We start from the raw sequence: 16,952 nt of genomic DNA on the forward strand, positions 1-16,952 counted from the left end.
TGGGGTCGTAAGGCACGACCAAAGCCATGATTTCCGTGCCGCATTTCAATCCGCCATGGCGGGGGACGCCCCGCCGGGCGCGACACAGGGCCGCTTCGGATCGGCGGCATGAGGTTGCGGGGGGTAAAGGCCGTCTTTATGATGCAAAACAACACGGTGGCGCGTATAAGGCGCGCCCGGTTCCCTGTTCTCCAGACAAGACGGTTGCGATGCTTCGAGGAATGCGAAAAGCCTCATCCAATTGGCTCGGCAAGACCATTATGGCCACGGTCATGGGTGTGCTGATCATCAGCTTTGGTGTCTGGGGCATCGCCGACATCTTCCGCGGCTTCGGCCAGTCGAAACTTGCCCAGATCGGCAGCGTCGAGATCTCGACCGAGCAGTTCCGCCAGCTCTATACCGACAAGCTGCAGCAGATCGGCCGCCAGTTCGGCCGCCCGCTGACCTCGGAGCAGGCCCGCGCCTTCGGCCTCGACCGCCAGTTGCTGGAGCAGACCATCGCCGAGGCCGCCCTCGACGAGGGCGCCCGCCGCATGGGTCTTGGCCAGTCCGACGCCGAGGTGCTGCGCAGCATCCAGAACGACCCGAATTTCAAAGGCGCGACCGGCAGCTTCGATCCCGGCCGTTTCGCCCAGATCATTCGCCAGTTCGGCTACACCGAGCAGCGCTATATCGCCGAGCAGCGCAAGGTGTCGCTGCGCCGGCAGATCGCCGGGACCTTCAGCGCCGACCTCGAGCCGGCCAAGACCCAGCTCGACATCGTGAACCGCTATCAGAACGAGCAGCGCACGGTGGACTTCGTGCGCCTCGCCGCGCCGCAGGCCGGCGCCGTCGAAGCGCCCTCGCCCGAGGCGCTGGCGAGCTACTTCGACGAACACAAGGCCGCATTCCGCGCGCCGGAGTATCGCAAGATCGCCGTGGTCTTCGCCACCCCGGACGAACTCGCCAAGTGGACGGTGGTGTCCGACGAGGATGCCAGGAAGGCCTACAACGAGCGCCTCGACAGCCTGTCGACGCCGGAGAAGCGCCAGGTGTCGCAGATCGTGTTCCCGACCGCCGACGAGGCGAAGGCGGCGCGCGAGCGCATGGCCGGCGGCCTGTCGTTCGACGACCTCGCCAGGGAGCGCAAGCTCAGCGCGGCCGACGTCGACCTCGGTCTGGTGTCGAAGTCCGCGATCATCGACAGCGCCATCGCCGACTCAGCGTTCGCGCTCAAGGCCGACGAGATCAGCCAGCCGGTGCAGGGCCGCTTCGGCGTCGCCCTGGTCAAGGTCGGCAAGATCGAGCCGGGCACCACGCCGACTTACGAACTGGTGGCCCCCAAGCTCAAGCGCGACCTCGCCGTCGAGCAGGCCAAGGCCTCGATCAGCAGCCTCTACAACAAGATGGAGGACGAGCGTGGCGGTGGCGCCACGGTCGTCGACGCCGCTCAGAAAGCCGGCCTCAAGGCGACCACCATCGCCGCGGTCGACCGCTCCGGACGCGACCCTGCCGGCAATCAGGTTCAGGGCCTGCCGCAGGGCTTCGATCTCGTCAGCGCGGCCTTCAACAGCAACGTCAACGTTGAAACCGACCCGCAGCAATACAATGGCGGCTACCTCTGGTACGAGGTGCTCGACGTCACGCCGTCGCGCGAACGGACTCTTGACGAGGTCAAGGCAGAGGTCGAGACCCGCTGGAAGGACGACCAGATCGCGAACCGCCTGCGCGACAAGGCCAAGGACATGGTCGCCAAGCTGGACGGCGGCGCCACTCTCGCCGCCGAGGCGACCGCCGCCGGCGTCAAGGTCGAAACCTCCGCCCCGCTGAAGCGCGACAGCCGCAGCGACAGCGTGTCCGCGGCGCTGACGGAGGCCGCGTTCCGCACCGCCAAGGACGGCTACGGCCAGGCGCCGGGCGCGTCGTCGACCGAGATCATCGTCTATCGCGTGACCAGGATCGAGGTGCCGACCCTCGATGCCACGGCGGACGACGCGAAGAAGATGAAGGACGGCCTGCGCCAGACGCTCGGCGACGAACAGATCGGCCAGTACATCACCAAGCTCAAGACCGACCTCGGCGTCACCATCAATCCGACCGCGTTCGCTGTGGCGACCGGCGCAGCCAGCAGCAACAATTGATCCCATGGATGATTTCAAAGCGATCATCGGCAAGGTGGCGACCGGCGCCACGCTGTCGCAGCAGGAAGCGGCCGTCGCCTTCGACCGGATGATGTCCGGCGAGGCGACGCCCTCACAGATGGGCGGCCTCCTGATGGCGCTGCGGGTTCGCGGCGAGACCGTCGACGAGATCACCGGCGCGGTCTCCGCGATGCGCGCCAAGATGCTGCGCGTCAAGGCTCCGCCGAATGCCGTCGACGTCGTCGGCACCGGCGGAGACGGCTCGGGCTCGGTCAACGTCTCGACCTGCGCCTCGTTCATCGTCGCCGGCACGGGCACGCCCGTCGCCAAGCACGGCAACCGAGCGCTGTCGTCGAAGTCCGGCGCGGCCGATTGCCTTGCCGCGCTCGGCGTGCGCATCGACCTGACGCCCGACGATGTCGGCCGCTGTATCGCTGAAGCCGGCATCGGCTTCATGTTCGCGCCGACCCATCATCCGGCGACCAAGAACGTCAACCCGACGCGCACCGAACTCGCCACGCGCACCATCTTCAACCTGCTGGGACCGCTGTCGAACCCTGCCGGCGTCAAGCGCCAGCTGGTCGGCGTGTTCTCGCGCCATTGGGTGCAGCCGCTGGCGCAGGTGCTCAAGAACCTCGGCTCGGAAGCGGCCTGGGTGGTGCACGGCTCCGACGGCCTCGACGAAATCACCCTCACCGGTCCGACCTTCGTCGCCGCGCTCGAGAACGGCGAGATCCGCACCTTCGAGATCACGCCTGAGGAGGTCGGCCTCACCCGTGTCGATCCCGCCGCGCTGAAGGGCGGCCAGGCCGAGGCCAATGCCGAGGCGCTGCAGGCGGTGCTCGACGGCAAGCCCGGCGCCTACCGCGATGTCGCGCTGCTCAATGCCGCGGCGACACTGGTGGTGGCCGGACGCGCCCCGACGCTGGCCGACGGCGTCGTGCTGGGCAAGCAGTCGCTCGACAGCGGTGCGGCGCTGCGCAAGCTCGAGCATCTCATCGCCGTTTCCAACGCGTGACGCCGCCGATGTCCGACATCCTGACCAAGATCGAGACCTACAAGCGCGAAGAGATCGCCGCCGCCAGGCGCGCCCGGCCGCTCGCCGAGATCGAGGCCGCGGCCAGGGCCGCGCCTGCGCCACGCGGCTTCGCTGACGCGATCCGCCGCAAGCTCGCGCGCGGCGACTATGCCCTGATCGCCGAGGTCAAGAAGGCTTCGCCCTCCAAGGGCCTGATCCGCCCCGACTTCGATCCGCCGGCGCTCGCCCGTGCCTACGAGGCCGGCGGCGCCGCCTGCCTGTCGGTGCTGACCGACACGCCCTCGTTCCAGGGCCATCTCGACTTCATGGTGGCGGCACGCGCCGCGACACAGCTGCCGGTGCTGCGCAAGGACTTCATGTTCGACACCTACCAGGTGGTCGAGGCCCGCGCCCATGGCGCCGATTGCATCCTGATCATTCTCGCGGCGCTCGACGACGCGGCCGCGCGCGACATCGAGGACACGGCGCTCGCGCTCGGCATGGACGTGCTGCTCGAAGTCCACGACCGTGCCGAACTCGATCGCGCGCTGAAGCTGCGCTCCCCCTTGCTCGGCGTCAACAACCGCAACCTGCGCACCTTCGAGACGACGCTCGCGACCAGCGAGACGCTCGCCCCGCTGATTCCCGGCAACCGCATCGCCGTCGGCGAGAGCGGCATCTTCACGCCCGCGGACCTGTCGCGTCTCGCCCGTGTCGGCATGGAGGCCTTCCTGGTCGGCGAGAGCCTGATGCGCCAGGACGACGTCACCGCGGCGACGCGCACCCTGCTCGCGCGCGACGGCGCGGCGCACGCCGCCGCGCACTGACGGTCCGCACCGATGGCGACGCCGCCCAAATCCACCCTCACCCACATCGACGCCAGGGGCGAGGCGCGCATGGTCGACGTCTCGGACAAGCCGGCGACCGAGCGTCTCGCGGTTGCCGAGGGCTGCGTCGTGATGTCGGAGGCGACGCTCGATCTGGTGATGTCCGGCCAGGCGAAGAAAGGCGACGTGCTCGGCACCGCCCGCATCGCTGGCATCATGGCCGCCAAGCGCACATCGGAGTTGATTCCGCTGTGCCATCCGCTGGCGCTGTCCAAGGTGACGGTGGACATCGAACCCGACGCCGCGCTGCCCGGCTGCCGCGTCACCGCGACGGTGAAGGTCACCGGCCCGACCGGCGTCGAGATGGAGGCGCTGACCGCGGTTTCGGTTGCCTGCCTGACGATCTATGACATGATCAAGGCGGTCGAGCGGGGCGCGCGGATCGACGCCATCCGCTTGATCGAAAAGCAGGGCGGCAAGTCCGGGCATTACAAATCTGGCCACGACTAGTTTGGTCACGACTAGTTTGGTCACGACGAGTTCGGCCACGATCCGTTCAGCCGGACCTGATCCGCGCCGGACCCGAAACTGGCGCGCCCGCAGCCCGATCAGATCGGCGGCAGTGGTCGCCTCACCCACGAGGGAGATGGAACGATGGCGCTGATGCCGGTTGCGGACGCGCTCGCGGCGGTGGTGTCCGGTGTCGAGCCGCTGCCCGAGGAAACCGTCACGCTCGACGACGCCTATCACCGCGTGCTGGCGCGCGATGTCGTCGCGCTGCGCACCCAGCCGCCGGCTGCGATGTCGGCCATGGACGGCTACGCCGTGCGCGCGGCCGATGCCGCGAGCGTGCCGGCGCGCCTGACCGTGACGGGCGAGATCGCCGCCGGACGGCCGTTCGCAGGTCGGTTGGGTCCGGGCGAGGCGCTGCGCATCTTCACCGGCGGCGTGGTGCCCGATGGGGCCGACGCCATCGTCATCCAGGAAGACACCGCACGCGACGGCGACACCGTCACCGTCCAGGAGGCTGCGGTGGCCGGCCGCCACATCCGCCCGGCGGGCGTCGACTTTCGCGAAGGCGACGTGCTGCTGCGCGCCGGGACCCGCCTCACCGACCGCGCCCTGTCGCTGGCGGCTTCCATGAACCACACCGCGCTGCCGGTGCGCCGCCGGCCGAAGGTCGCGCTGGTGGCGACCGGCGACGAACTGGTGATGCCCGGCGGCCAGCCCGGCCCCGGCCAGATCGTCTACTCCAACGGTTATGCGCTGCGCGCCCTGGTCCGCGCCGAAGGCGCCGACGTCCTCGACCTCGGCGTCGTCGGCGACACGATGGAGGCGACCCGCGCGGCGATCCGGCAGGCCCGTGACAGCGGCGCCGACGTGCTCGTCACCACCGGCGGCGCCTCGGTCGGCGACCATGACGTGGTCAAGCGCGCGCTCGACGCCGAAGGCGTCGACATCGCGTTCTGGAAGATCGCGCTGCGCCCCGGCAAGCCGATGATGCACGGCCGGCTCGGCGGCATGCGCCTGCTCGGCCTGCCCGGAAACCCGGTGTCGTCCTATGTCTGCGGCTTCCTGTTCGTCGCGCCGCTGCTGCGCGCCCTCGCCGGCCGCAGCGAGTTGCACACGCCGCTGGAACCGGCAGTGCTCGGTTCCGACCTGCCGGCCAACGACCAGCGCCAGGATTACCTGCGCGCCCGCCTCGAACTGCGCGCCGATGGCCCTCCCGTGGCCACGGCGGTGCGCCAACAGGATAGTTCGCTCCTCGGCCACCTCGCGGCCGCCGGCGCCCTGATCGTGCGCCCGCCGTTCGCGCAAGCCGCCCCGGCGGGCTCGGCGTGCGTCATCCTTAAGCTTCCCCTCTAGGCCGCCGGTGTTTTGTTGACGTCAAATTAAGAGGTTGCGGAACACATATCGAACATATAGGGTCCGTTCATGATTTGTTTCGAGCGAGTCCTTACCGCCCGAGACGTCTGACGGTCAGCGTTCGCAGCACCGTATTTGGGGGATTGGTTAAGATGCTCACGCGCAAACAGTATGAACTTCTCCGCTTCATCAATGAGCGGCTGAAGGAAGCCGGAGTACCGCCCTCGTTCGACGAGATGAAGGATGCGCTCGACCTGCGCTCCAAGTCGGGCATCCATCGCCTGATCACAGCGCTGGAAGAGCGCGGCTTCATCCGCCGCCTGCCGAATCGGGCGCGCGCCATCGAAGTCATCAAGATGCCCGAGCAGGCCGCGTCCGGCGGCGGCGGGCGCCGCGGCTTCACCCCCAGCGTCATCGAGGGCAATCTCGGCCGCGTCGTGCGCACCGCTTCCGAAGATGAGGGCGGCCGTCCCGTCGCGATCCCGGTGATGGGCCGCATCGCGGCCGGCACCCCGATCGAGGCGCTGCAGACCCGCAGCCACACCATCAGCGTGCCGCCGGAAATGCTGGGCTCCGGTGAGCATTATGCCCTCGAGGTACGCGGCGACTCGATGGTCGAGGCCGGCATTCTCGACGGCGACATGGCGCTGATCCAGCGCACCGAGAACGCCGACACCGGCGACATCGTCGTCGCCCTGATCGACGAGGAAGAAGCGACGCTGAAGCGTTTCCGCCGCCGCGGCGCGTCGATCGCGCTGGAGCCGGCGAACGCCGCCTACGAGGTGCGCATCCTGCCGCCCAACCGCGTGCGCATCCAGGGCAAGCTGATCAGCCTCTACCGCCGCTACTGACACGCCCCGCGGTGGGCGCCGCTCAGTCGTCGCCCAGCCGGTCGGCCTCGACCGGCGTCGCATCGACCGGACCACGCCCGCTGCCGGCCGGGCTCAAGGCATCTTCGTCGCCGGGCATCGCCGGCGACCACGGCCGGTCCCGCCCCTTCGGCTTCTGGGCGTCGACGACAAAGATACCGTCGACCCGCCGCAGCGCCATCGCGCCGAACCGCCTCACCCTTGCCTGATCGATAACCTGCGCCGCGCAGGACGGCGGCGGTCGGCCGCGCGTGATCATCAGAATTGCTTTCGCACAATCGTCGGCCCAGCCATCGGGCCGGATCGACAGTGCCACCAGGGCGCCGTCGGGCAGGCCCGCGATACACCCCGTGACATCGCAGGACACGCCTTCGCCAAGCGAGCCGTCGGCCGGTGTGCGCGCGTCGCCATCCGCCGCCAGCCACTCCTTCAGCAGAAACGCGTCCTTGCCGAGCCGCATCATATGCAGGCGGCCGTCCCTGCCCCGCACCGCGACGTTCTGCCCGTCGGACGACACCAGCACGTCGGGCTGCGGCGTCATCAGCGCCCACACCGTTGCCACAACGACCACCGCAAGACCGCTCCAGCGCAGCAGCGTGCGGCACATCGCCAGAACCAGCATGCCCGCGCTCGCCAGCAGCAGAGGCCCGGCGCCGAACGCCGGCATGCGGCCGACCGCGCCGGGCAGCGCCGTCACCCACTGCGCCACGATCACCATCCAGGCGATGCCCGCGTCCATCAGCGACCAGAAGATGCCGTCGAGCCCAAACGGCATCGCGACGAGGCCAAGCAGGCCCGCCGGCATCACGAGGCCCGACACCACCGGCATGGCAGCGAGATTGGCGAGCACGCCATAGGGCGTGATGCGATGGAAGTGGAAGGCGGCATAGGGCGTCGTCGCAAGGCCCGCGACCAGCGAGGCGAGCAGCAGCACGACCGCCTCGCGGCCGCCCCACAGCGCGAGCCGCGCGACGCGGGAGTTGTCGGGCGTCGCGAACAGTCTGGGCATGCCGTGGGCGACGAGCGCGACGAGGCCGAGCGTCGCGGCGAACGACATCTGGAAGCTCGGATGCACCAAAGCTTCGGGCGCAATGACCAGCACCACCATTGCCGCGATCGCCAGCGTGCGAAACGTGATGGCGCGGCGATCGACCATGATCGCGATCAGCACCACCGCGGTCATCAAAAAGGATCTCTGCGTGGCGACCTCCGATCCCGACAGCACGAGATAGAACGCCGCCCCCGCGAGCGCTGCGGCCGCCGCCCACTTCTTGATCGGATAACGCGTCGCAAGCGGCGGGATCAGCGCCAGCAGCGCCCGCACGATCGCGAACACCGCGCCGGCGACCACCGCCATGTGATAGCCCGAGATCGACAGCACGTGGCCGAGTCCCGAGATGAACATCGCGTCGTTGACCGGCGTCGTGATCGCGTCGCGCCGTCCGGTCAGCAGCGCGGTCGCGATGGCGCGGGAATCTCCGCTCAGGGTCGCGCGGATGCGCGCGTCGATCGCGTCGCGCATGCCCTGCAGTGCCGCCGCATAGCGCAGCCACAGCCCGCCGCCCTGCGGCGGCGCCTGCGCCACCGTGACCGCGCCCATCACGAAGCCGGACGCGCCGATGCCCTGGAAATACAGGTCGCGGGCGAAATCATAGGAGCCCGGCCGCAGCGGTGTGATCGGCGGCGACAGCCGCGCTTTCAATTCGACGAAACTGCCGACCGCCGGCCCCGTCCCCTTTCGCACCGACAGCCGCACTCGCGTGAGCGTCGGCTCATGGCGTGGCGTCTCCATCTCGGTCACGCGCAGCACGAAGCGGTCGGTGCGCTCGCGCACCTCATAGGTCTCGACGAAGCCCTTGAGGCTGACGGCCGATGTCGGCCGCGACAGCACCGGATGAGCGATGCGCGCGGTTTTCCAGGTGGCGGTAGCGAAGCCCGCGGCAAACGCCGCCAGCAGCACCTGCGGCGCAAACGCCCGGGAGCGGCGCAGCAGCACGCCTGCGATGCCGGCCCCCATCGCAGCCATCGCCGCGATCCACAGCACCGGTTCGTGATCGGCCGAAAAATACAGCGCGATGCCGGCGCCGAACGCCACCGGCACCCATGGCAGCAGGCGGCCGGGTCCAGCCTCCGCCCGGACGAGCGCGACAAGCTGGCCGCCCCAAGCCGTCCAGTGCAGGGCGCCGGGCAGACCGCCAGCGGTCGCGACGGCAGGAACGGCCGGGCCCACCGGCACCGGCCAGACTTCCGCGCGGCTGCGTCCCCTGCCCCGTTGCGGCGCCATGATCACCGGCCCCCGATACGCTGGTCCGGGGGCGCATGCTACACAACCGCAGCGGGTGCGCCAGCCTTGTTCGCGCCTGAAGGCAGGCTGGCCCGAAGCGCGAGCGCCTTATGCCGCGCCGCCCGCCACCTTGGCCCAGGTGTCCTTCAGGCCGACGGTGCGATTGAACACCGGCTTGCCGGGCGTGGAATCGCGGTCGCGCACGAAGTAACCCTGACGCTCGAACTGCACGGCGTCATGGGCATTGTCGGCGGCGAGCGCTCGCTCCACCATGCAGCCCTGCAGCACCTCCAGCGACTCCGGATTGATCTGGGCGGCGAAGTTCGCAGCCTCCGGCGCCGGATCGCTGAACAGCAGGTTGTAGAGCCGCACCTCCGCCGGCACCGCCTCGGCGGCGCTGACCCAATGGATGGTCGCCTTGACCTTGCGGCCATCCGGTGCGTTGCCGCCGCGCGTCTGCGGATCGTAGGTGCAGCGCAGCTCGACGACCTCACCGTTCGCGTCCTTGATGACCTCGCGGCAGGTGATGAAGTAGCCATAGCGCAGCCGCACCTCGCGGCCCGGCGCGAGACGGAAGAACTTCTTGGGCGGATCTTCCATGAAGTCGTCGCGCTCGATGTAGAGCTCGCGGCCGAAGGTGATGCGGCGGCTGCCCTGGGCGGCGTCGTCCGGATGATTGACGGCCTCGACCTCCTCGGTCTGCCCCTCCGGATAGTTCTCGATCACCACCTTGAGGGGCCGCAGCACCGCCATGCGTCGCAGCGCGCTCTTGTTGAGCGTCTCGCGCACGGCGAAATCGAACATGCCGATGTCGACGGTGCTGTTGGCCTTGGCCACCCCGATGCGCTTGACGAACTCGCGCAGCGCAGCCGCCGGCACGCCGCGGCGCTGCAGGCCGGCGAGCGTCGGCATGCGCGGATCGTCCCAGCCGGAGACATGGCCGCTGCGCACCAGCTCTGTCAGCACGCGCTTGGACAGCAGCGTGTGAGTGACGTTGAGGCGCGCAAACTCGTACTGCCGCGGCCGCGATGGCACCGGCAGGTTGTCGAGGCACCAGTCGTAGAGCGGGCGATGGTCCTCGAACTCCAGCGTGCAGATCGAGTGGGTGATGTGCTCGATCGCGTCCGACTGGCCATGGGCGAAGTCGTAGCTCGGATAGATGCTCCAGGCCGTGCCGGTGCGCGGGTGGTGAGCGTGCAGGATGCGGTACAGCACGGGATCGCGCAGGTTGATGTTGCCCGAGCTCATGTCGATCTTGGCGCGCAGCACCCGCGCTCCGTTCGGGAACTCGCCGGCGCGCATGCGCGCGAACAGGTCGAGGTTCTCCGCCACCGAGCGGTCACGGTAAGGACTGTTGCGGCCGGGTTCGGTGAGCGTGCCGCGGCTGACGCGGATCTCCTCCTGCGACTGGTCGTCGACATAGGCCTTGCCGGCACGGATCAGGTCCTGCGCCCAGGCGTAGAGCTGCTCGAAATAGTCGGACGCGAAGTGCAGGTGCGTGCCCCAGTCGAAGCCGAGCCAGCGCACGTCGCGCTGGATGGCGTCGATGTACTCCTGCTCCTCCTTGGTCGGGTTGGTATCGTCGAAGCGCAGGTGGCAGCGCCCGCCGAACTCCTCGGCAATGCCGAAGTTCAGGCAGATCGACTTGGCATGCCCGAGGTGGAGGTAGCCGTTGGGCTCCGGCGGGAAGCGCGTCACCACCCCCGTGGTCGTCCCGGACGCAAGGTCATCGGCGACAATGTCGCGGATGAAATCGCGGCCGGCTTCAGATCCCGTTTCGTCCGTCATCGTATCCCTTTCAATCTCCGACCTATGTGCCAAATCGGCGGCCCCGCGCCAAGGGCTGAACCAGGGAGCCGTGCCGGCCAGCGCGGGCGGCCACCGCCGGGGCCGGGAACACGGCGCTTCGGCCGGCGGCGAGGCGCCCGGGAGCGGCGCGCCGCCATCCCCGGCCGCCGCCGGGACAACGGCCAAACGCCCTGAGACAGCGGGGAATCGTTGTGGTACATGCGCCCCAAATCCCCGTGTTCCGAGACCAACCCAGCGCCGAAATGACCGCACCCATCGTCACCCGCTTCGCCCCCTCGCCGACCGGCTTCCTGCACATCGGCGGCGCGCGCACCGCCCTGTTCAACTGGCTCTACGCGCGCGGACGTGGCGGCAAGATGCTGCTGCGAATCGAGGATACCGATCGCGAACGCTCCACCGAGCCGGCGATCGCGGCAATCCTCGACGGCCTCAAGTGGCTGGGCATCGAATGGGACGGCGACACCGTCTACCAGTTTGCCCGCGCGGCGCGGCACCGCGAGGTCGCCGAGCAGCTGCTGGCCAGCGGCAATGCGTATCGCTGCTACGCGACGACTGAAGAGCTCGCCGAGATGCGGGAGAAGGCGCGCGCCGAAGGCCGCGCCAAGCTCTACGACGGCCGCTGGCGCGACCGCGATCCCTCCGAGGCGCCCGCCGGCATGAAGCCGACGATCCGCCTCAAGGCGCCGCTGTCCGGCGAGACCGTGATCGAGGACCAGGTCCAGGGCCGCGTCGTCTGGCAAAACGAGAACCTCGACGACCTGGTGCTGCTGCGCAGCGACGGCAACCCCACCTATATGCTGGCGGTGGTGGTGGACGACCACGACATGGGCGTCACGCATGTCATCCGCGGCGACGACCACCTCATCAACGCCGCGCGCCAGAAGCAGATCTACGATGCGCTGGGATGGGACACGCCGAGCATGTCGCACATCCCGCTGATCCATGGCCCGGACGGCTCCAAGCTGTCCAAGCGCCATGGCGCGCTGGGCGTCGATGCCTACCGGGCGATGGGCTACCTGCCGGCGGCGCTGCGCAACTACCTCGTGCGCCTTGGCTGGAGCCACGGCGACCAGGAGATTTTCTCGACGCAGGACATGATCGAGCTGTTCGACCTGCCGGCGATCGGCCGTTCGGCGGCACGCTTCGATTTCGCCAAGCTCGAAAACCTCAATGGTTACTACATCCGCAACAGCGACGATCAAACGCTGCTGACCGCGTTCGAGGACGTGCTGGACTACGTGCCGGACGGCGCCGCCACCAAGGCCAAGCTCAACCAGGCGACCCGCGCCCAGCTGCTGCAGGCGATGCCCGGGCTCAAGGAGCGTGCCAAGACGCTGGTGGAACTGGTCGACAGCGCCGCCTTCCTGTTCGCGGAAAGGCCGCTGCCGCTCGAGCCGAAGGCCGCTGCGCTGCTGACGCCGGAGGCGCGGACGCTGCTGGGCGCATTGCGCGATGCTTTTGCAGCGGTCGCGCCGTGGACAGCGGAGGCCACGGAGGCCGCCGTGCGGACGTTCGCCGAGGCGCGCGGTCTGAAGCTCGGTGCCATCGCCCAGCCGCTGCGCGCCGCCCTGACCGGCCGGACAACCTCGCCGGGCATTTTCGACGTCCTGGCCGTGCTGGGACAGGCGGAGTGCCTGGAAAGACTGGCAGATCAGGCTCAACTTAAGGTGTAACGCAGCGCATTTGTCCGCATCTTGCGGTGCACACAGCAATAAGCTACCCATTCATCCCGGCAATATGGCCAGCTCGCCGTGCTCCGTTCTGAAGCCCCCGAGCTTGTCGCGTTTCTCACGATCACATCCGGGGACAATCACGATGGATGCAAAAAATACAAAGCAGGCCAAGCTCACCGTCGACGACAAGAGCTTCGAATTCCCGGTCTACGGCGGCTCGGTCGGACCGGATGTGATCGACATCAGCAAGCTCTACGCCCAGACCGGGATGTTCACCTACGACCCCGGCTTCACCTCGACGGCGAGCTGCGAATCCAAGATCACCTACATCGACGGCGACGCCGGCGTGCTGCTGTACCGCGGCTACCCGATCGAGCAGCTCGCCCAGGGCGACTTCCTGGAGACCTGCTATCTGCTGCTGTACGGCGAGCTGCCGACCCCGGCGCAGAAGAAGGACTTCGATCATCGCGTCACGAACCACACCATGGTTCACGAGCAGATGGCCCGCTTCTTCCAGGGCTTCCGTCGCGACGCTCACCCGATGGCCGTGATGGTGGCCTCCGTCGGCGCCCTCGCCGCGTTCTATCACGACTCCACCGACATCAACGATCCGAAGCAGCGCATGATCGCCTCCATGCGCATGATCGCCAAGGTGCCGACGCTGGCCGCGATGGCCTATAAGTACACCATCGGCCAGCCCTTCGTGTACCCGAAGAACTCGCTGGACTACGCCTCGAACTTCCTGCGGATGTGCTTCGCGGTGCCGTGCGAGGAGTACGAGGTCAACCCGGTGCTGTCGAAGGCGCTGGACCGCATCTTCATCCTGCACGCCGACCATGAGCAGAACGCCTCGACCTCGACGGTGCGCAGCGCCGGCTCGTCGGGCGCCAACCCGTTCGCCTGCATCGCCGCCGGCATCGCCTGCCTGTGGGGCCCGGCCCATGGCGGCGCCAACGAGGCTGCGCTGCAGATGCTCGCCGAGATCGGCACCGTCGACCGCATCCCGGACTTCATCAAAGAGGTGAAGGACAAGAACAGCAAGATCCGCCTGATGGGCTTCGGCCACCGCGTCTACAAGAACTACGATCCGCGCGCCAAGCTGATGCAGCAGACCTGCCACGAGGTGCTCAAGGAAACCGGCCATCAGGACGATCCGCTGCTCAAGGTGGCGATGGAGCTGGAGAAGATCGCGCTCAACGACGAGTACTTCATCTCGCGTAAGCTTTATCCGAACGTCGACTTCTACTCGGGCATCACCCTCAAGGCGATCGGCTTCCCCACCTCGATGTTCACCGTGCTGTTCGCGGTCGCCCGTACCGTCGGCTGGATCAGCCAGTGGAACGAGATGATCCAGGAGCCGAACTACAAGATCTCGCGCCCGCGCCAGCTTTATCTCGGCAACACCAGCCGCGACTACGTGGCGCTCGACAAGCGCAAGTAACAGACGTCCGATCCGGACGTTCGACGACAAACGGCCGGCGCCCTGCGCTGGCCGTTTTGCTTTGTCGCCACCACACGTGAGTCTGGCCGCGATCAGATTTGCCGCCGGGCACGGCGGCGATGCCGCGCGCTGCTCAACCCGGTCTCTTGATGGTGCGCCCCCCTGAGGCGGAGCGCCGGCCCCCTCAGGCGGCGGGCGAGGCGCGCAGATTCGCCAGCACGATGTCGGCGGCGCGCTCGCTCGGCGACTGCGCTCCGGTCGCCATGATGGCGTCGAGCCGGGCAAAACCTTCGACCTGGCGGCGACGCATCCCGGTATCGCCGAGCACCTCGCGCAGCGCCGGCAGCAACCGTTCCGGCACGCAGTCGTCCTGCAGGAATTCAGGCACCACGCTTTCGCCGATCACGAGATTGGCGAGGATCACCGTCGGCACACGGACCATGCGCCGCGCCACCCAGGCTTCGAACGCACTGCCCTTGTAGGCGGTGACCATGGGGACCCCGGCGAGTGCGAGCTCGAGCGTCACCGTGCCGGACTTGGCGAGCGCCGCGCGCGCGATACGGAAAGCGGCGCGCTTGTCGGCCTCCTCGATCACCAGCCGCGGCTGCACCGGCCAGTCGGCGAGCGCGGCCGTGACGGCGTCGCGCAGATGCGCCGTGGTCGGCAACACCGGCTCGAATGCAACGCCTTCGGCGCGCAGCCGCGCCAGCGTCTCGCCGAACACCTGCATGTGATGGCGGATCTCGACGCGCCGGCTGCCGGGCAGCACCAGCAGCACCGGCGGCGACGCCTCGCGCCGGCGCTGTTCGTCGGCGTTCGGCCGCAGGCTGTCGAGCTGCTGGATCAGCGGATGCCCGACATAGGTGCAGGGCGGCCCGCCGAGCTCGCGGTGCGCCTGCGGCTCGAACGGCAGCAGCGCCAGCACATGGTCGACATAGCGCCGCATGACGCGCGCCCGACCCGGCCGCCATGCCCACACCGTCGGCGAGACATAGTCGACGATCGGAATCGACGGATTGGCCGCCCGCACCCGCCGCGCTACACGGTGGGTGAAGTCCGGACTGTCGATGATCACGAGTACGTCAGGCGGCTGCGCCAGCACGGCGTCTGACGTCTCGCGAATGCGGCGCAGGATCATCGGCAGCTTTCGCGGGATCGACAGCAGCCCCATGATCGACAGCGCCTCGATCGGAAACAGCGAGGTGAGGCCCTCCCGCGCCATGGCATGGCCGCCGACGCCGACCATCTCCAGCGTATCGCCGCAGCGCGCCTTGAGCGCCGCCATCAGCGCACCGCCGAGGCGATCGCCCGATTCCTCGGCGGCGACCAGAAAAATGCGACGTCGTGCCGTCATGCGCTGACGCCGGTGATAAACAGGCCGGCCTTGTCGGCGATGGCGATCATGGATTGCGGCTCGGCGACGATGGCGCGCCCGGCAGAAATCGCGACGCCCCGCAGGCCGGCGGCGACCGCCCCCTCGATGGTGCGCGGGCCGACGGTGGGCAGGTCGAAGCGCAGATCCTGGGTGCTCTTGAACGCCTTCACGAGGACTCCAGTGCCGGCCTTGGCGCGGATGCGCCCCTGCTCGCGCAGCCGCTTCACGCGCGCCAGCAGGCCGTCGGTGCCCTCGATGTCCTCGACCGCGACGACATGGCTGTCGATCACCACAAGGGCCTGGCCGATGTCGAACGGGCTCATGGCGCGCAGCGCCGCCAGCCCCTTGTCGATGTCGGCGCGCGCCGCCGCATCCGGTGCGGCACGCGCAAGCTGTCCCGCCGGCATCAGCAGATCCGGCGCAACGTCCTGCACGCCGACGAGACGGAAGCCATGCTGCTCGAAGATGCGCGCGATGCCCGACAACAGATGGTCGTCACCGCCGCGCAACGCCGCGGCGATGCTCGGAATGACCTTGAGCGTGCCCCAGTCGAGGCGGATTTCGGACAGTCCCGGGCGCACCAGCGCGCCGATGAACACGACGTCACCGCAGCCTTCGACACGCAGCAGCCGCGTCAGGCGCCCGACCTGGCCGAGCGCCACCCAGTGATGGCGGTAGGCGGTCACGCGCGCGGCATCGCAGAAACCGCGGATGGCGTAGATCACCGGCGTGCGGCCCTGCCCACGCAACGAGTCCGCCACCGCAAACGGCAGGCTGCCCGCTCCCGCGATCACCCCGACCGACGCGGATGACGGCGTCGCGCTCATTGCGGCTCGGCGCTGGTCCGGCTGCCCGACGTGCCATAGACCTCGGACGGCATGCACAACGGGCGTTTCTTGCCGTCGCCGATAAAGGCCAGGATCTCGGCAATCGCGGGATCCTCGCCCGCGCGCGACTGCGCCCGGGCGAGCCGCTCGGCGAACACGCCCGGCGCGTGGAACAGGTCGTGGTAGAACGAACGCACCAGCTGCAGGCGGGCGTGGGTGAACTTGCGACGGCGCATGCCGACGACATTCAGCCCCTCGAGATGCGCGAACTGGCCGCTCACCATGGCGTAGGGAATGACGTCGCCGCGCAGCCCCGACACGCCACCGATCATCGCCTGTGGGCCGATGCGGACGAACTGATGGGCGGCGGACAGTCCGCCGATATAGACGTAGTCGCCGACCTCGCAATGGCCGCCGAGCGTTGCCGAATTGGCGAAAATGACGTCGTTGCCGACCTGGCAGTCGTGGCCGACATGGCTGTAGGCCATGAAGAAGCCACGCGCGCCCACCTTCGTGAGGCCGCCGCCCTTCACCGTGCCGACATTCATGGTGACGGATTCACGGATGGTGCAGCGCTCGCCGATCTCCAGACGGGTCGGTTCGCCGCGATAGCCGGTGTCCTGCGGCGCGCCGCCAAGCGCCGCGAACGGGTGCACGACACAGCCGGCGCCGAGCGTGGTGTGGCCGGACACCGAGACCTGCGACAGCAGCTCGCATTCCGGACCAATGGTCACGTTGGGTCCGATCACGCAGTAAGGCCCGATGGTCGCGCCATCGCCAATGACGGCGCCGTCCGCGATACGGGCGGTGGAATCGATCTTGGTCATCAATCAGCTATCCAGA

13 protein-coding genes are annotated in these 16,952 nt (G+C 68.6%); 8 read left to right on the plus strand and 5 right to left on the minus strand.

What is annotated here, in order from left to right; genetic code table 11:
* Positions 1-209: 209 nt before the first annotated feature.
* The 6 genes from JQ639_RS18880 (at position 210) to lexA (ending at position 6,682) form a co-directional block, all read left to right on the plus strand.
* A complete protein-coding gene (locus tag JQ639_RS18880; RefSeq protein WP_211970514.1) occupies positions 210-2,120 on the plus strand; it encodes a peptidylprolyl isomerase in 1,911 nt (636 codons plus the stop codon).
* Positions 2,121-2,124: 4 nt separating this feature from the next.
* On the plus strand, positions 2,125-3,138 hold the full coding sequence (gene trpD, locus JQ639_RS18885) for an anthranilate phosphoribosyltransferase (protein ID WP_211970515.1): 1,014 nt from the start codon (positions 2,125-2,127) through the stop codon (positions 3,136-3,138).
* A gap of 8 nt (positions 3,139-3,146) precedes the next feature.
* A complete protein-coding gene (gene trpC / locus JQ639_RS18890; RefSeq protein WP_211970516.1) occupies positions 3,147-3,965 on the plus strand; it encodes an indole-3-glycerol phosphate synthase TrpC in 819 nt (272 codons plus the stop codon).
* Between the two features lie 12 nt (positions 3,966-3,977).
* Entirely contained in the window at positions 3,978-4,475 is a 498-nt protein-coding gene (gene moaC / locus JQ639_RS18895; RefSeq protein ID WP_211970517.1) for a cyclic pyranopterin monophosphate synthase MoaC, read from the plus strand.
* 144 nt (positions 4,476-4,619) lie between these two features.
* Positions 4,620-5,831 carry a molybdopterin molybdotransferase MoeA gene (locus JQ639_RS18900; protein ID WP_211970518.1) on the plus strand — a complete coding sequence of 404 codons (1,212 nt, stop codon included), beginning with the start codon at positions 4,620-4,622 and terminating at the stop codon, positions 5,829-5,831.
* 152 nt (positions 5,832-5,983) lie between these two features.
* Positions 5,984-6,682 carry a transcriptional repressor LexA gene (gene lexA, locus JQ639_RS18905; RefSeq protein WP_211970519.1) on the plus strand — a complete coding sequence of 233 codons (699 nt, stop codon included), beginning with the start codon at positions 5,984-5,986 and terminating at the stop codon, positions 6,680-6,682.
* Between the two features lie 22 nt (positions 6,683-6,704).
* On the opposite strand, the gene JQ639_RS18910 is transcribed toward lexA, so the two are convergent.
* A complete protein-coding gene (locus JQ639_RS18910) occupies positions 6,705-8,984 on the minus strand; it encodes a ComEC/Rec2 family competence protein (RefSeq protein WP_211970520.1) in 2,280 nt (759 codons plus the stop codon).
* 108 nt (positions 8,985-9,092) lie between these two features.
* Complete coding sequence (locus JQ639_RS18915) at positions 9,093-10,772, minus strand: glutamine--tRNA ligase/YqeY domain fusion protein (protein WP_211970521.1); 1,680 nt, start codon at positions 10,770-10,772, stop codon at positions 9,093-9,095.
* 263 nt (positions 10,773-11,035) lie between these two features.
* Here JQ639_RS18915 and gltX point away from each other — a divergent pair, with 263 nt between their 5' ends.
* Positions 11,036-12,466: a glutamate--tRNA ligase gene (gltX, locus tag JQ639_RS18920; RefSeq protein ID WP_211970522.1), complete on the plus strand. Its 1,431-nt coding sequence runs from the start codon at positions 11,036-11,038 to the stop codon at positions 12,464-12,466.
* Between the two features lie 142 nt (positions 12,467-12,608).
* Complete coding sequence (gene gltA / locus JQ639_RS18925; protein ID WP_211970523.1) at positions 12,609-13,907, plus strand: citrate synthase; 1,299 nt, start codon at positions 12,609-12,611, stop codon at positions 13,905-13,907.
* A 184-nt stretch (positions 13,908-14,091) separates the two neighbouring features.
* Here the strand turns inward: gltA and lpxB are convergent, their stop codons facing one another.
* The 3 genes from lpxB to lpxA are packed head-to-tail and all read right to left on the minus strand — an operon-like array spanning position 14,092 to position 16,936.
* Positions 14,092-15,261 (minus strand): lipid-A-disaccharide synthase, encoded by a 1,170-nt coding sequence (gene lpxB / locus JQ639_RS18930; RefSeq protein ID WP_211970524.1) that lies wholly within the window; start codon positions 15,259-15,261, stop codon positions 14,092-14,094.
* On the minus strand, positions 15,258-16,109 hold the full coding sequence (locus JQ639_RS18935) for an LpxI family protein (RefSeq protein ID WP_211970525.1): 852 nt from the start codon (positions 16,107-16,109) through the stop codon (positions 15,258-15,260). The genes lpxB and JQ639_RS18935 overlap by 4 nt, the downstream gene beginning before the upstream one ends.
* The gene (gene lpxA, locus JQ639_RS18940) at positions 16,106-16,936 is read right to left on the minus strand and encodes an acyl-ACP--UDP-N-acetylglucosamine O-acyltransferase (RefSeq protein WP_211970526.1); all 831 of its coding nucleotides are present in this window, start codon (positions 16,934-16,936) and stop codon (positions 16,106-16,108) included. Before lpxA ends, JQ639_RS18935 begins: the two co-directional genes overlap by 4 nt.
* Positions 16,937-16,952: the final 16 nt, after the last annotated feature.

This window comes from Bradyrhizobium sp. U87765 SZCCT0048 (assembly GCF_018131225.1).
GTDB lineage: Bacteria > Pseudomonadota > Alphaproteobacteria > Rhizobiales > Xanthobacteraceae > Bradyrhizobium_A.

Coding starts and splice junctions, on each gene's coding strand:
- JQ639_RS18880 (WP_211970514.1), top strand. CDS start 210: ATGCTTCGAGGAATGCGAAAAGCCTCATCCAATTGGCTCGGCAAGACC.
- trpD (WP_211970515.1), top strand. CDS start 2,125: ATGGATGATTTCAAAGCGATCATCGGCAAGGTGGCGACCGGCGCCACG.
- trpC (WP_211970516.1), top strand. CDS start 3,147: ATGTCCGACATCCTGACCAAGATCGAGACCTACAAGCGCGAAGAGATC.
- moaC (WP_211970517.1), top strand. CDS start 3,978: ATGGCGACGCCGCCCAAATCCACCCTCACCCACATCGACGCCAGGGGC.
- JQ639_RS18900 (WP_211970518.1), top strand. CDS start 4,620: ATGGCGCTGATGCCGGTTGCGGACGCGCTCGCGGCGGTGGTGTCCGGT.
- lexA (WP_211970519.1), top strand. CDS start 5,984: ATGCTCACGCGCAAACAGTATGAACTTCTCCGCTTCATCAATGAGCGG.
- JQ639_RS18910 (WP_211970520.1), bottom strand. CDS start 8,984: ATGGCGCCGCAACGGGGCAGGGGACGCAGCCGCGCGGAAGTCTGGCCG.
- JQ639_RS18915 (WP_211970521.1), bottom strand. CDS start 10,772: ATGACGGACGAAACGGGATCTGAAGCCGGCCGCGATTTCATCCGCGAC.
- gltX (WP_211970522.1), top strand. CDS start 11,036: ATGACCGCACCCATCGTCACCCGCTTCGCCCCCTCGCCGACCGGCTTC.
- gltA (WP_211970523.1), top strand. CDS start 12,609: ATGGATGCAAAAAATACAAAGCAGGCCAAGCTCACCGTCGACGACAAG.
- lpxB (WP_211970524.1), bottom strand. CDS start 15,261: ATGACGGCACGACGTCGCATTTTTCTGGTCGCCGCCGAGGAATCGGGC.
- JQ639_RS18935 (WP_211970525.1), bottom strand. CDS start 16,109: ATGAGCGCGACGCCGTCATCCGCGTCGGTCGGGGTGATCGCGGGAGCG.
- lpxA (WP_211970526.1), bottom strand. CDS start 16,936: ATGACCAAGATCGATTCCACCGCCCGTATCGCGGACGGCGCCGTCATT.